The organism is Collinsella aerofaciens ATCC 25986 (genome assembly GCF_010509075.1).
Classification (GTDB): Bacteria; Actinomycetota; Coriobacteriia; order Coriobacteriales; family Coriobacteriaceae; genus Collinsella; species Collinsella aerofaciens.
In genome coordinates, this window is record NZ_CP048433.1 from 647,940 (window position 1) to 660,335 (window position 12,396).

Genomic DNA, 12,396 nt, shown 5'->3' on the forward strand with positions numbered 1-12,396 from the left:
GGCCCCCTGCCCCCGCCACGCTTCAGAGCGTGATTGTTCACGCCCTTACACAAAAAGAGCGCCCCGCTGCGCAGGACGCTCTTAGCATGTACAAATCCTTACTGGATGTTGTCGCGGATGCCCAGAGCCTTGATGAGCTCACGGTACTCGACGATGTCGTTCTTCTTGATGTAGGAGAGAAGACGACGACGACGGCCAACGAGCATGAGCAGGCCACGACGGGTGTGGAAGTCCTTCTGGTGGGACTTCATGTGCTCGGTCAGCTCCTTGATGCGCTCGGACAGGATGGCGACCTGAACCTTGGGGTTACCGGTATCGACCGGGGAGTTACCGAACTGGGCGGTCAGCTCCGCCTTGCGCTCTTTGGAAACAGTCATTGTTTCACCTTTCGTTTCGCGTCGCCCGCGGGCGACTCTATTCGCCTCGGACTGGGAAGCCGCCGGTGGAGCGAGCATCCAAGGTCGAGGTACCAACAGGTCGGTATGTTACCACAAGCGGCGCGCGCCTGCGCATCATCACCGACCCAACATGAATTCCATCGCTCGGAGCCGCTGATCGGTGTGCGTGGCGGCCCAAACATGCGAAAGCCCCAGCAAAAACGCAGCCGTATGCGGATCGATCCGCTCGTCCATAAGGGTATCGAACGTCATGGACATCAGGGCGCGCAGCCATGCGACCTCGCCGGTTGAGACCAACTCGGCACCCGGTACGCTCGACGCGCATGAGCCGCACATGAGGCCGCCCGCCTGGGGCGAAAAATACGACAGCATGGGGTCTCCGCACAGCACGCATGCCGAGAAATCGGGTCGGTAACCAACGTGCGACAGCAGTTTAAAGACAAAGGCCGCCACGAGCAGGTCCATATGTGCCGAGTCGAGCCCGCTGCCGACAAGCGTGAGTGCCCGCTGCGTGATGGCAAAGGTAAATGGATCCTCGGCATCCTCGAACGAGCACACACGCGCAACCTCGGCAATCGCGCTAGCGGCACAGGTCGTCTCGTAGTCAGGAGCAGCACCGAGCGGCGCCTCCATAAGCTCGGCCTGGGAAACCACGTCGAGCGAGCGACCATGCGCGAGCAGCATATCGACGGTACAGAAAAGCTCGCAGCGGGCAGCAAGGCGCCCACCGGGCTTGCGGGCGCCCTTTGCCACGGCACGCACCTGCCGCCCCCGTTCGTCGAGCATCGTCAAGATCAGATCGGTTTCCTTGAGCTTCGTCTTGTCGAGGACGAGCACCTTTGTGCGATATGTGCGAGAGCCTGCCATGAACGCCGAGGCTTAATCTTCGGCGTTATAGCCAAAGCGGCGAATCTGTGCCTCGTCATCGCGCCAGCCGGCCTTGACCTTCACGTCGAGCTCCAAAAAGACCTGAGTGCCAAAGATACGCTCAAGGTCACGACGGGCATCGATGCCGATATGCTTGATCATCTCGCCGCCCTTGCCGATGATGATGCCCTTCTGCCCCTCGCGCTCGACGTAAATCGTGGCGTGCACGCGCAGGACCTTCTTAGTCTGCTCGAGCGCGTCACAGATGACGCCCACGGAGTGAGGGATCTCGTCGCGAGTGCGACGCAGGACCTTCTCGCGCACAAACTCGGCCACAAGGGTCTCGTCGGACGCGTCGGTGCCCATGTCCTCGGGGAACCAGCGCGGGCCCTCGGGCAAAAAGTGAGCGACGGTCTCGATAAACGCATCGACGTTGAAGTTCTTGACCGACGACGTCACGATCTCATCGTCGTATTCCATAAGCTCGTGAGCGGCCTTGAGCTGCTCCATGACCTGTGCGGGGTCGGCCTCGTCGGCCTTCGTGAGCACCAGGACCTTTTTGGAGCGGGCGTTTTTGACGCGCTCGGCAACCCAGGCGTCTCCCCTGCCGATGGGTTTGGTGGCGTCAATCAGAAACGCGACGACGTCTACGTCATTGAGCTCAAAAAGGGCACTCTTGTTAAGCTCGGAGCCCAGGCCGTCCTTGGGCTTGTGGATACCCGGCGTGTCAACGAAGACCAGCTGGTAGCCGGGGCGGTTGACGACGGCGCGCATGCGGCGGCGGGTCGTCTGGGCCACCGGAGAGGTGATGGCGACTTTCTTGCCGTAACAGGCGTTGAGCAGCGTGGACTTGCCGGCGTTGGGGCGACCGACCAGGGCCACAAAGCCGCTGCGGAAACCGGGTTCCACGTCGCCAAAGCCCGCGAGGCTCTCATCCTCGTCGCACAGGGCATCGAGCTCCTCGTCGCTCATACCCTCAAACGGGTCGAACTCCTCGACCTCGTCAAACGAATCGGCACCTTCAGCCTCGTCCAGGACCTCGTCATCCAAAACTTCATCAGTAGGCTGCATATTGTCGGACATGGGAATCCCTTTCTAAATAAAGTCGAGCGCGTGAGCAAAGACAAGCAGGCCCACAATCGCGGCGGTAATGGAAAGAACGTATACAGAGGCAGCAGCAATATCCTTCGCGCGCTTGGCCAGCGGATGCAGCTCCTGGGTCGCCAGGTCGACAATCGCCTCCATGGCGGTATTACACAGCTCGCCGTGAATCACCAGGCCGCAGCAGATGATGACCGTAGCCCACTCGGCAATATCGAGCTCCACGATGCAGCCGGCAATGACGGTGCACACGCCCGCCACGAGCATGACCTTGATATTGCGCTCGGTCTTGACGGCGGTAACGAAGCCCTCCATGGCGTATGAGAACGACTTTAAAAAAGACGGATGGTCCTTGTTCGATCCGGGAATCATAGACGGCTCCTAGTCGTGGGCATGATTGGTTATGGGGCCGACGTGGACGAGTTTGGGGTCCTCGCCGCGCTCAAGCGCCAGGTCGCGCAGGATGGCATCCTCGCGCGCCTCCATGACCTCGGCCTCGTCGTCCTCGATATGGTCATACCCCAGCAGGTGCAGCATGCCATGCACGAGCATCAGCCGACACTCGTCGGCGGGACTGTTGCCAAAGCCGGGGGCCTGGCGGGCAATAACCTGCGGGGCCAGGATAATATCACCGAGCTCGAGCGTCTCGTCGGCGGGAATGTCCTCGTCAAAGGCCGAGTCGCATTCAAACGAGAGGACATCGGTGGTGCGGTCGATACCGCGCCACTCGTGGTTGAGCTCGTGCATCTCGTCCTCATCGACATACGAAAGGGAAATCTCGATCTCACGCTCAACGCCCTCGGCGGCAAGCACAAATCCGCAGATGTGCTCCACCTCCTGGGCATCGAGCAGCGTATCGAGCTCGGCATCGTTGCTGATCAATACACTCAACGGGACTCCTTTCGATCGTGTGCGCGCTGCTCGCGCGCATCGTCGTATGCATCATAGGCCTCGACGATGCGCCCCACCAAGGCATGGCGCACCACGTCGGCGCGCTCCAGGTGAGAAAACGTCACATCGTCGACACGGCCCAAAATCTTCTCAACGTCGGCAAGACCGCCGCGACGACCCACCAGGTCACGCTGGCTCAGGTCGCCGGTAATCACGAACTTGGAATTAAGACCCAGACGTGTCAGGAACATCTTCATCTGCTCGGGCGTCGTGTTCTGTGCCTCATCGAGCACCACAAAGGCATCGCTCAGCGTTCGACCGCGCATGTAGGCGAGCGGGGCGATCTCGATTACGCCACGCTCCATAAGCTCATCGGTGCGTTCGCGATCCATCATGTCAAAGAGGGCATCGTAGAGCGGTCGCATATACGGGTCGATCTTTTCCTCGAGAGTGCCGGGCAAAAAGCCCAGGTTCTCCCCCGCCTCGACAACCGGGCGCGTCAGGATCAGGCGGCCTACCTCATGACGCTTGAGCGCGGCGACGGCGAGCGCCATGGCCAGATAGGTTTTACCGGTACCGGCGGGACCGAGGCCAAACGTGATGGTAGAAGAGCGGATGGCATCCACATAGCGCTTTTGACCGAGCGTCTTGGGGCGGATGACGCGACCGCGATACGACAGCAGCACGTCGTCGCGCAGCGACGAGGCATCATGCTCGCCGTCGCGCAGAACGGCCAGACAGCGCGAGACATCATCGGCAGAAAGCGTACGCCCGGCAGCAGCCTCACGAAAGGCATGTTCGAAAAAACGCGCGACCAGCTCGACCTCATCCGGATCGCCGCTCACGGCAACACTGTCACCGCGGGCAACCACATGGGCGCGCACCAGGTTCTCGAGTGCACGAAGGACGCAGTCGCCGGCGCCCAAAACGCGCGAGGGGTCGATACCCTCGGGAACGGTAAGTCTAATCTTCGAGGCTTCCATGAACCTCCCTGCGTGCATGGACCAAGCCGGAATCATCGACTCCGATGATAGCAACATCGAGCAGGCACGGGGCTGTGAGTCCACAGGTATCATCGAGACGGGCATGATGGAACGAGCCGAGCGTCAAATTGTCGCCATACTCGAGCACCGCACGCTCGACCGTGCCCACGCGGCGGCGGGCATCGGCGATCGAAAGCTCCTGTGCGGCGGCACGCATGCGACGGCTGCGTTCGGCCATGACCTCAGGGGGTACCTGGTCGGGCATGTCGGCGGCGAGGGTGCCGGGGCGCTTGCTATAGCGGAACACGTGCATGCGCGAAAAGCCCACGCGACGGCACAGCGCCAGCGACTCCTCGAACTCCTCGTCCGTCTCGCCAGGAAAACCGACGATGACATCGCACGAAAGTGCAGCCTGTGGCAGGTTAGCGCGAATCATGCGCACCGTATCCTCAAAGGCCTCGGCACTATAGGGACGACCCATGCGATGCAGCGTCGCCGTGCAGCCAGACTGCACGGGCAGGTGCAAAAACGGGGCGATACGCTTCGGGTAGCGAGCCATAACCTTGAGCAAGCGCTCGGAAATATCCATGGGTTCCACCGAGGAGATGCGCACGTGAGCAATCTCGGTGCGCTCCATGATGGCCTGGAGCAGCTCATCGATCTCGACATGTTCGTCGGTCGCACTCTTGCCGTCATAGGCGCCCAGGTTCACGCCGGTCAGCACGACCTCGGGCACACCGGCCTCCTGGGCTTCACGCACCTGTTCGAGCACGGACTCGACGGGCACGGAGCGCTCGGGGCCGCGGGCCTTCCACACGATGCAATAGGTGCAGCGGTGGTTGCAGCCATCCTGGATCTTCACGCCCAGCCGCGAACGACCGAGCGCATCGACCACGTCGCCATCGCTGCAGGCGGGCACGCTATCGGATTCGACACCCAGCACCTCGCAGACGCGCTCGGCGACGTCTATCTTGGACGGTTCGGCAATCACGCGATCGGAGAGCTCCAGCAGCTCCTCGGGATGCAGGCTGACGACACAGCCGGTTACGACCACGTAAGGCTCGCCCGGATAGGCCAGGGCGTGACGGACGGCCTTGCGGGTCTTAGCCTCGGCCTCCCCCGTCACGGCACAGGTATTGATAACGATCAAATCGGCGTCCTGGGGCTCCACCATCGCAAAGCCCAGGCGCATAAGATCGGCAGTGATACGGTCGGACTCAACCCGGTTGACACGACAACCGAGGTTGACGACGGAAATATGGGGTGCGAGCACACGGGCTCCTTAATCGAGGATGTCGTCGAGGGCACTCTTGATACGGTCGGTCACCGACTTCTTACCGGATGCGACGTCATCGCCCATCTCGTCGGCAAAGGCGCGAAGCAGCTCGCGCTGCTTGTAGGAGAGATTGGTGGGGACGACCACGCGCAGCTGCACGATCAGACGACCGCGCGAACCGCCACCGCCGATACGCGGCATGCCGTAATTGTTGACGCTCACGGTGTCACCGTACTGCGTGCCGGCGGGGACGCACACCTTGACGACCTCGTCAGGCATAATGCCCTCGACCTCAATCTCGCAACCGAGCGCGGCCTGCGCAATCGAGACATCGCTCACCAGATACAGGTCATCGCCATTACGCTTAAAACGCTCGTGGTCGGCGACACGCACGTTGACGATCAGGTCGCCCGACGGCTCGCCACGAAGGCCGGCCTCGCCAAAACCACTCACGCGCAGCTGGCGACCGGTCGAAACACCGGCGGGAATATCGATGTCGATCTTTTCGTGAGAAGGCGTGCGGCCCTGGCCATCACAGGTCTCGCAGGGATGATCGATGACCGTGCCTTCGCCGTGGCAGTCGGGACAGGGCGAAGAGGACTGAACCTGGCCCAGGAAAGAACGCTGGACCGTCGTCACATAGCCTGTGCCGTGACAGCGGCTGCACTGCTTTTCGGTCGCGCCCTCGGCCTTACCGGTACCATTGCAGTCCTCGCAAGGGGCAAGACGGTCGTAGCTGATCGTCTTTTTGCAGCCGAGCGCCGCCTCCTCAAGCGTCACCGAAAGGGAGATGGCCATATCGCGACCGCGACGGCGCTCGCGACGGCTGCGAGCGCCACCACCGGCGCCACCGCCAAAGAACGACGAGAACAGGTCGTCCATGCCCATGCCACCAAAGATATCGTTGATGTCGACATAGCCAGAGCCACCGGGGCCATCCGCGGTGCCGTAACGGTCGTAGTTAGCACGCTTCTGCTCGTCGGAAAGAACGGAATAGGCCTCGTTAAGCTCTTTGAACTTGGCCTCGGCCTCGGGGTCGTCCGAAACATCCGGGTGTACCGTACGGGCTTTCTTTAGAAACGCGCGCTTAATCGTCCGCGCGTCGGCATCCTTGTCAACGCCAAGTACCTCGTAGTAATCCCTATTTTCCGACACGACCGAATCCTTCCAACTTTCATTATTGTCACAGTGCGTCCTATACCCAAGCTGGGCCGGCCGCAAACAGAGGGTTTGATGTTATTGCATCCCGTAGGGCGAAAGCATGGCCTGCTGCGAGCAGCTCGCAAACCAGACCGACACGAGCGCAAACATAAAGCCGTTGGCAAAACCATTGGCAAACTGCATCGCGCCGCGCTTCCACCACAGCAGGCTGCGATGAAGCACACCATCCGAAAGTACCATGAATAGTCCCATGGCAAACGGGATAAAGCACATCATGGCAAAGGCCGAGAACACGCCCGAGATGGCCGACAGCACCAAAAACGGTGCGATGATACCCATGAGGTAGAAGCCGGTGCGAGCCTTACCCTCCAGGCGCTCGGCCTCAACGTGCGCACGACCGACCAGGTCACCGCCTGAAGCGCCGTTTGTGCCGGCGTGACCCATGTTGGGGATGCGCACCTCGTCGCCATCATGCGTGCCGGCGGGAAACTCAATCGTCTGCTCGGAGGTCACACGGATACGGCCGCTGCCACCGCAATCGGGGCACGGGTCGGCAACGACCTTGCCGGAACCGCCGCACTCGGGACAAACCGTCTGGAACGTGCCCGCACCAAACAGGAAGGACAGGTCGACATCGATATGGCCGCGACCACCGCAACTCGGACAGGTGTGGGCATGCTCTGACGAAACGGAGCCCGATCCACCACAATGTCCACAGGTGTCAAAGCGGGTATAGCGAACGGTCTTGTGGGCACCGCTCTTAGCCTCCTTGGCGTCGAGCTTGATATCGACGACCACGTTGGCGCCACTCTCGGGGTTGTAGGCCGCCTGGCCGCGACGAGGCTGGCCCCAGGCGCCCCCGAAGGGGAAACCGCCGTCAAAGGGATTGCCGTAACCGGCGCTGCCGGCATAGCCACCGCCATAGGGAGATGCCGTCGGTGCACCGGCAAAGGGATTGCCCGAACGCATGGCGTCGTAACGTGCACGCTTCTGCTCGTCCGAAAGCACGGCGTAGGCCTCGGAAACCTCTTTAAACTTCTCCTCGGCATCCGGCTCTTTATTGACGTCCGGATGGAGCTTGCGGGCCTTTTGCTGGAAAGCCTTTTGAATATCACGCGAGGTGGCGTCCTTGGAGACACCCAAGATCTCGTAGTAATCTTTTTCGTTCATCGTCGCCATGCGCGGCAACCTCCTGCTCACAGCAGCGTATATATTGCGGTAATTCTACCCGAGCGGCCTAAGATAGACCCCAAAACAGCTCGAACAGAACATTTCCATCGAGCCAACCCAGGTGGGTCGGCGCCAGGCGGGCACAGGTGAGGCCGGCGATGACATCGTCAGAGGCGATAGGCCCCGCATGGGTATCGCCGTGCTCGGGCACCCAAGCGGCAAGCCCAAGCTCAAGAGCACGGTCACAAGCCGCAGTCAGTTCATCAGCAGGAATGACACGAGCCGCGCGAACCAACAGGTCGGACGCGACACCGCCCGTCATGCGACAAGACAGCATCAGGTCTTCAGCCGCAGCCTCACGCTGCGACAGATATTCGGCCTCAAACGCCGTCGCGTCATCGTCACGTTGCACCAGACGCACGCGGTACGAATCGCCTCGAGAAGACACGCCGGGGAACAAACCTGCAAGACGGTCGAAATCCTCGGCGTCGAGCATGCCCGCGGCGGAACGACCCAGGCCCAAATAGCCCTGGCCGGTCCAGTAGGCAATGTTATGGGCGCACTCATGTCCGTCGAGCGCATAGCTTGCCACCTCATACGGGTGATAGCCGGCCGCACCCAGACGCTCACGCGCCACATCCATGCACGAAGCTTGAAAATCCTCGTCGGGCTCGACCGACTCGTCGCGGCACGCCATGCGATAAAGGGGAGTCCCCTCCTCAAGCGTGAGCGGGTAGACCGACACATGATGCGGAGCCGCCGCCAGCACGCCATCGAGCGTGCGCTTCCAACTCGCTGCGGTCTGCCCGGGAAGTCCGCACATAAGGTCGCACGACACGTCAAGCCCAGAGTTCTTGACCGTCGCGATGGCGGCAAACGCCCGATCGGCATCGTGAATACGGCCGATGGCGGTAAGTTCGGTGTTATCGAGCGTTTGCACGCCCAGAGAGACGCGTGTGACACCAGCCTTGGCAAGCGCAGTGGCAAGCTCGGCGGTCAGCGACTCGGGATTGGCCTCGCAGGTAAACTCAACGGGGGCGCACCACGCACGAATACGCCGCGCCAGCTCCACCAGGCGCTCCCCCGCCAGCGACGGCGTACCGCCGCCAACATAGACGGTGCGGATATGGTCAAGGGCCCCGGCCTTGCCAAAAGCATCGAGGCGCGCGAACAACTGCTCAAAATAGACATCGAGCGCAGCACTCAGGTCGCACGGAGAAAAACTGCGCGAGTCAAAGTCGCAGTACCGGCACTTTTGGGCGCAAAACGGCACGTGCACGTACAGCGCGGTAACGGCCACCCTTAAGCCTCCAGCGGATGAGGGGGCACCGATTCGCCGGCGGCAAGGGCAGCCTCGCAGGCCACCACATCGCGCTCGATATCATCGACCAGTGCCATAAACTCCTCGTACGTGGAGCAGCGCACCACCTGAGCGCGCCAGGCGGCGGCATGGGGCATGCCCTTTAGATACCAGCTCGCGTACGTACGGGCGCGCGACATAAGCGGCAGAAGCTCGTGCGTCAACGTCAGGTGCTCACGCAGAGCCTCCAGGCGCTCGACCGAGGAGCGAGAAGGAACCGGCGTGCCATCGAGCGCAAGGGCGCGAGCATCACCGAACACCCACGGATTGCCGTAGATGCCGCGCGCGATAAACACCGCGCTGGCACCCGAGCCTTGCAGATGCTCAGCAGCGTCCTCGGCCGAGAACACATCACCCGAACCAATCACGGGAATCTCGACAGCGTCGGCAACCTCATCGACGACAGACCAATCGGCCTGGCCCGTATAGAGCTGCGTGGCACAACGACCGTGCACGGCGACTGCGGCGGCACCGGCGCCTTCGAGCATCTGGGCAAACGTCGCGGCATTACGGTCCTCGGCATAAAAGCCCTTGCGGATCTTTACAGTCACGGGCACATGTGCCGCGCCCACCGCCGCCTCGACGATCTTCTCGGCCAGATCGGGCGTGCGCATAAGCGCCGAGCCCTCGCCCTTGGTAACGACCTTGCGCGCCGGACAAGCCATGTTGATATCAATCAATGACAGGCGATCGCCCACGCGTTCCTCGACAGCAGCGACGGCACTCGCAAACTGCTCGGGCTTGGAGCCAAAGAGCTGCACGCAAATCTGCTGCTCCTCGTCGGCCGGTAGCACCAGGCGCCAGGTCTTGTTGCTGGCATAGGCAAGGCCCGCCACGCTCACCATCTCGCTATAGGCAAGGTTGGCACCGCGGCGGCGGCACATGATGCGGTAGGCAGGGTCGGTCACGCCGGCCATGGGAGCCATAAGGAACGGCTGCTCGGCATAGGCACCCAGCAACCGCGTACTGTATTCACAAAGCGCCATGGACCTACTCGTCCACCTTGAGGATCGCCATAAAGGCCTCCTGCGGGACCTCGACCGAACCGATGGCCTTCATGCGCTTCTTGCCCTCTTTCTGCTTCTCGAGCAGTTTGCGCTTACGCGAGATATCGCCGCCATAGCACTTGGCCAAAACGTCCTTGCGGCGCGCCTTGACGGTGGAGCGGGCGATAATCTTGTTGCCGATGGCACCCTGAATAGGCACCTCGAACAGCTGGCGCGGAATGATTTCCTTGAGCTTGTCGCATAGACCGCGGGCCAGGCCATAGGCCTTGTCCTTGTGAACGATAAACGAAAGCGCGTCCACCTCGTCGCCCGAAAGCAAGATATCGAGCTTAACGAGCTCGGAGGGACGGTACTCGTTGAACTCGTAGTCGAGCGAGGCATAGCCCTTGGTACGGCTCTTGAGCTGGTCAAAGAAGTCCAAGATGAGCTCGGCGAGCGGCATATCGAAGCGCATCTCGACCGATTTGCTCGTCAGGTGGATCATGTCGGTCGTAACGCCGCGGTGCTCGATGGCGAGCTGCATGACGGCACCCGTGTACTCAGGCGGGCAGATGATCTTTGCCTTGAGGTAGGGCTCCTCAATGCGCTCGATGCGCGTAGCCTCGGGCAGATCCTGCGGGCTGCGGACATCGATCATCTCGCCATCGGTCTTGTACACGTGATAGTCCACCGAGGGGCTCGTGGCAATGAGGTCAAGATTGAACTCGCGCTCCAGGCGCTCCTTGACGACCTCCATATGCAGCAGGCCCAAGAAGCCCACGCGGAAGCCAAAGCCGAGCGCCACCGAGGTCTCGGGCTCCCACACCAACGACGGGTCGTTGACGTGCAGCTTATCGAGCGCGTCACGCAGGTTCTCGTAGTCCTTGTTATCGATCGGGAACAGGCCCGTATAGACCATGGGCTTGGCCTCGCGGTAGCCGGGAAGCGGCTCGGGGCAGGGATTCGACGCCCACGTGAGGGTATCGCCCACGCGAACGGCCTCGGGGTCCTTCAGGCCCGTGACCACGTATCCGACCTCGCCGACCGTGAGCGCGTCGACCGGGGTCTCGGCGGGACGCTTGACGCCCACGCCATCGACCAAAAAGTCGCCCTTTGCCTGCATCATGCGCAGGGTATCGCCTTTTTTGATGGATCCGTCAAAGACGCGCACCGTGGCGACGACGCCACGATACTCGTCGAAGTACGAATCCAGAATGAGTGCCTTGAGCGGCGCGTTCGCATCGCCCTTGGGCGGAGAGATCAAAAAGACAATAGACTCTAGCAGATCGTGGATGCCCTCGCCGGTCTTGCCCGAGACACACACGGCATCATCGGCAGGAATCGCCAGGTCATCCTCGATCTCGGTCTTAACCTCATCGGGATGGGCCGAGGGCAGGTCAATCTTGTTGATGGCCGGCACAATGTCCAGATTGGCGTTCATGGCGAGCGTCGCGTTGGAGACGGTCTGCGCCTCGACGCCCTGCGTGGCGTCGACAACGAGCACCGCGCCCTCACAGGCTGCCAGCGAGCGCGAGACCTCGTAGGTAAAGTCCACGTGGCCCGGCGTATCGATCAGATTGAACTGATACGTCTCGCCATCGTCGGCGTCATAGGACACGCGAACGGCATTGGACTTGATCGTGATGCCGCGCTCGCGCTCGATATCCATAGTGTCGAGCAGCTGCGACTCCATATCGCGCTCGTCAACGGTATGGGTGAGCTCGAGAATGCGGTCACTGATCGTGGACTTGCCATGGTCGATGTGCGCAACAATCGAGAAGTTGCGGATGTGGGAAATGTCAATTGAAGTATTCATGCGGACTATCTTACCCGAGCGATACAAAAAATGGAGCCTGTTCCATAAAACAGGCTCCATTTATGCGCGTAATCTGTGTGATGTGAAATTTACAACTTAGGCGTTGATGCTGTTCACGAGCTTGGCAAGACCGGACTTGCGGTTGGAAGCCTGGTTCTTGTGGATAACATGCTTGGCGGCAGCCATGTCGAGACGCTTGGTGACGGTCTTGAGTGCAGCCTGGGCCTTCTCGGCGTCGCCCTCGGCGACGGCGGACTGGACGTGCTTGGTCAGCGTCTTGAGCTCGGACTTGACAGCCTTGTTACGCATGCGAGCTGCCTCATTGGTGCGGATACGCTTCTTCTGAGACTTGATGTTTGCCACTTCTGGAGTTCCTTTCGAGTTCCT

General features: G+C 61.2%; 13 protein-coding genes. All 13 read right to left on the reverse strand.

The annotated features are described in order from the left end of the window. Positions 1–98: 98 nt before the first annotated feature. Positions 99–377 (reverse strand): 30S ribosomal protein S15, encoded by a 279-nt coding sequence (rpsO, locus tag GXM19_RS03010; protein ID WP_006235963.1) that lies wholly within the window; start codon positions 375–377, stop codon positions 99–101. A 138-nt stretch (positions 378–515) separates the two neighbouring features. Next, the gene (gene recO, locus GXM19_RS03015; RefSeq protein ID WP_006235962.1) at positions 516–1,265 is read right to left on the reverse strand and encodes a DNA repair protein RecO; all 750 of its coding nucleotides are present in this window, start codon (positions 1,263–1,265) and stop codon (positions 516–518) included. A 12-nt stretch (positions 1,266–1,277) separates the two neighbouring features. Further along, positions 1,278–2,348, reverse strand: a complete 1,071-nt coding sequence (gene era / locus GXM19_RS03020) for a GTPase Era (RefSeq protein WP_006235961.1) — start codon at positions 2,346–2,348, stop codon at positions 1,278–1,280. A 12-nt stretch (positions 2,349–2,360) separates the two neighbouring features. Further along, positions 2,361–2,738 (reverse strand): diacylglycerol kinase family protein, encoded by a 378-nt coding sequence (locus GXM19_RS03025; protein WP_006235960.1) that lies wholly within the window; start codon positions 2,736–2,738, stop codon positions 2,361–2,363. A 9-nt stretch (positions 2,739–2,747) separates the two neighbouring features. Beyond that, positions 2,748–3,257 (reverse strand): rRNA maturation RNase YbeY, encoded by a 510-nt coding sequence (gene ybeY / locus GXM19_RS03030; RefSeq protein WP_040359855.1) that lies wholly within the window; start codon positions 3,255–3,257, stop codon positions 2,748–2,750. Continuing rightward, on the reverse strand, positions 3,254–4,240 hold the full coding sequence (locus GXM19_RS03035; RefSeq protein ID WP_040359852.1) for a PhoH family protein: 987 nt from the start codon (positions 4,238–4,240) through the stop codon (positions 3,254–3,256). Before GXM19_RS03035 ends, ybeY begins: the two co-directional genes overlap by 4 nt. After that, positions 4,221–5,513 (reverse strand): MiaB/RimO family radical SAM methylthiotransferase, encoded by a 1,293-nt coding sequence (locus GXM19_RS03040; RefSeq protein ID WP_040359849.1) that lies wholly within the window; start codon positions 5,511–5,513, stop codon positions 4,221–4,223. The genes GXM19_RS03035 and GXM19_RS03040 overlap by 20 nt, the downstream gene beginning before the upstream one ends. A gap of 9 nt (positions 5,514–5,522) precedes the next feature. Further along, on the reverse strand, positions 5,523–6,671 hold the full coding sequence (gene dnaJ, locus GXM19_RS03045; RefSeq protein ID WP_040359846.1) for a molecular chaperone DnaJ: 1,149 nt from the start codon (positions 6,669–6,671) through the stop codon (positions 5,523–5,525). Positions 6,672–6,752: 81 nt separating this feature from the next. Then, positions 6,753–7,856: a DnaJ domain-containing protein gene (locus GXM19_RS03050; protein ID WP_006235956.1), complete on the reverse strand. Its 1,104-nt coding sequence runs from the start codon at positions 7,854–7,856 to the stop codon at positions 6,753–6,755. A 58-nt stretch (positions 7,857–7,914) separates the two neighbouring features. After that, complete coding sequence (hemW, locus tag GXM19_RS03055) at positions 7,915–9,147, reverse strand: radical SAM family heme chaperone HemW (RefSeq protein WP_040359844.1); 1,233 nt, start codon at positions 9,145–9,147, stop codon at positions 7,915–7,917. 2 nt (positions 9,148–9,149) lie between these two features. Beyond that, the gene (dusB, locus tag GXM19_RS03060; protein WP_006235952.1) at positions 9,150–10,193 is read right to left on the reverse strand and encodes a tRNA dihydrouridine synthase DusB; all 1,044 of its coding nucleotides are present in this window, start codon (positions 10,191–10,193) and stop codon (positions 9,150–9,152) included. Between the two features lie 4 nt (positions 10,194–10,197). Further along, positions 10,198–12,009, reverse strand: a complete 1,812-nt coding sequence (gene lepA, locus GXM19_RS03065) for a translation elongation factor 4 (RefSeq protein WP_040359843.1) — start codon at positions 12,007–12,009, stop codon at positions 10,198–10,200. Positions 12,010–12,105: 96 nt separating this feature from the next. Beyond that, the gene (gene rpsT, locus GXM19_RS03070; RefSeq protein ID WP_022094714.1) at positions 12,106–12,372 is read right to left on the reverse strand and encodes a 30S ribosomal protein S20; all 267 of its coding nucleotides are present in this window, start codon (positions 12,370–12,372) and stop codon (positions 12,106–12,108) included. Positions 12,373–12,396 lie beyond the last annotated feature (24 nt).

What these genes read in the sequence shown, in the direction of transcription:
- era (WP_006235961.1), bottom strand. Translation starts at nt 2,348, where the DNA reads ATGTCCGACAATATGCAGCCTACTGATGAAGTTTTGGATGACGAGGTC.
- dusB (WP_006235952.1), bottom strand. Translation starts at nt 10,193, where the DNA reads ATGGCGCTTTGTGAATACAGTACGCGGTTGCTGGGTGCCTATGCCGAG.
- lepA (WP_040359843.1), bottom strand. Translation starts at nt 12,009, where the DNA reads ATGAATACTTCAATTGACATTTCCCACATCCGCAACTTCTCGATTGTT.
- GXM19_RS03035 (WP_040359852.1), bottom strand. Translation starts at nt 4,240, where the DNA reads ATGGAAGCCTCGAAGATTAGACTTACCGTTCCCGAGGGTATCGACCCC.
- rpsO (WP_006235963.1), bottom strand. Translation starts at nt 377, where the DNA reads ATGACTGTTTCCAAAGAGCGCAAGGCGGAGCTGACCGCCCAGTTCGGT.
- GXM19_RS03050 (WP_006235956.1), bottom strand. Translation starts at nt 7,856, where the DNA reads ATGGCGACGATGAACGAAAAAGATTACTACGAGATCTTGGGTGTCTCC.
- recO (WP_006235962.1), bottom strand. Translation starts at nt 1,265, where the DNA reads ATGGCAGGCTCTCGCACATATCGCACAAAGGTGCTCGTCCTCGACAAG.
- GXM19_RS03025 (WP_006235960.1), bottom strand. Translation starts at nt 2,738, where the DNA reads ATGATTCCCGGATCGAACAAGGACCATCCGTCTTTTTTAAAGTCGTTC.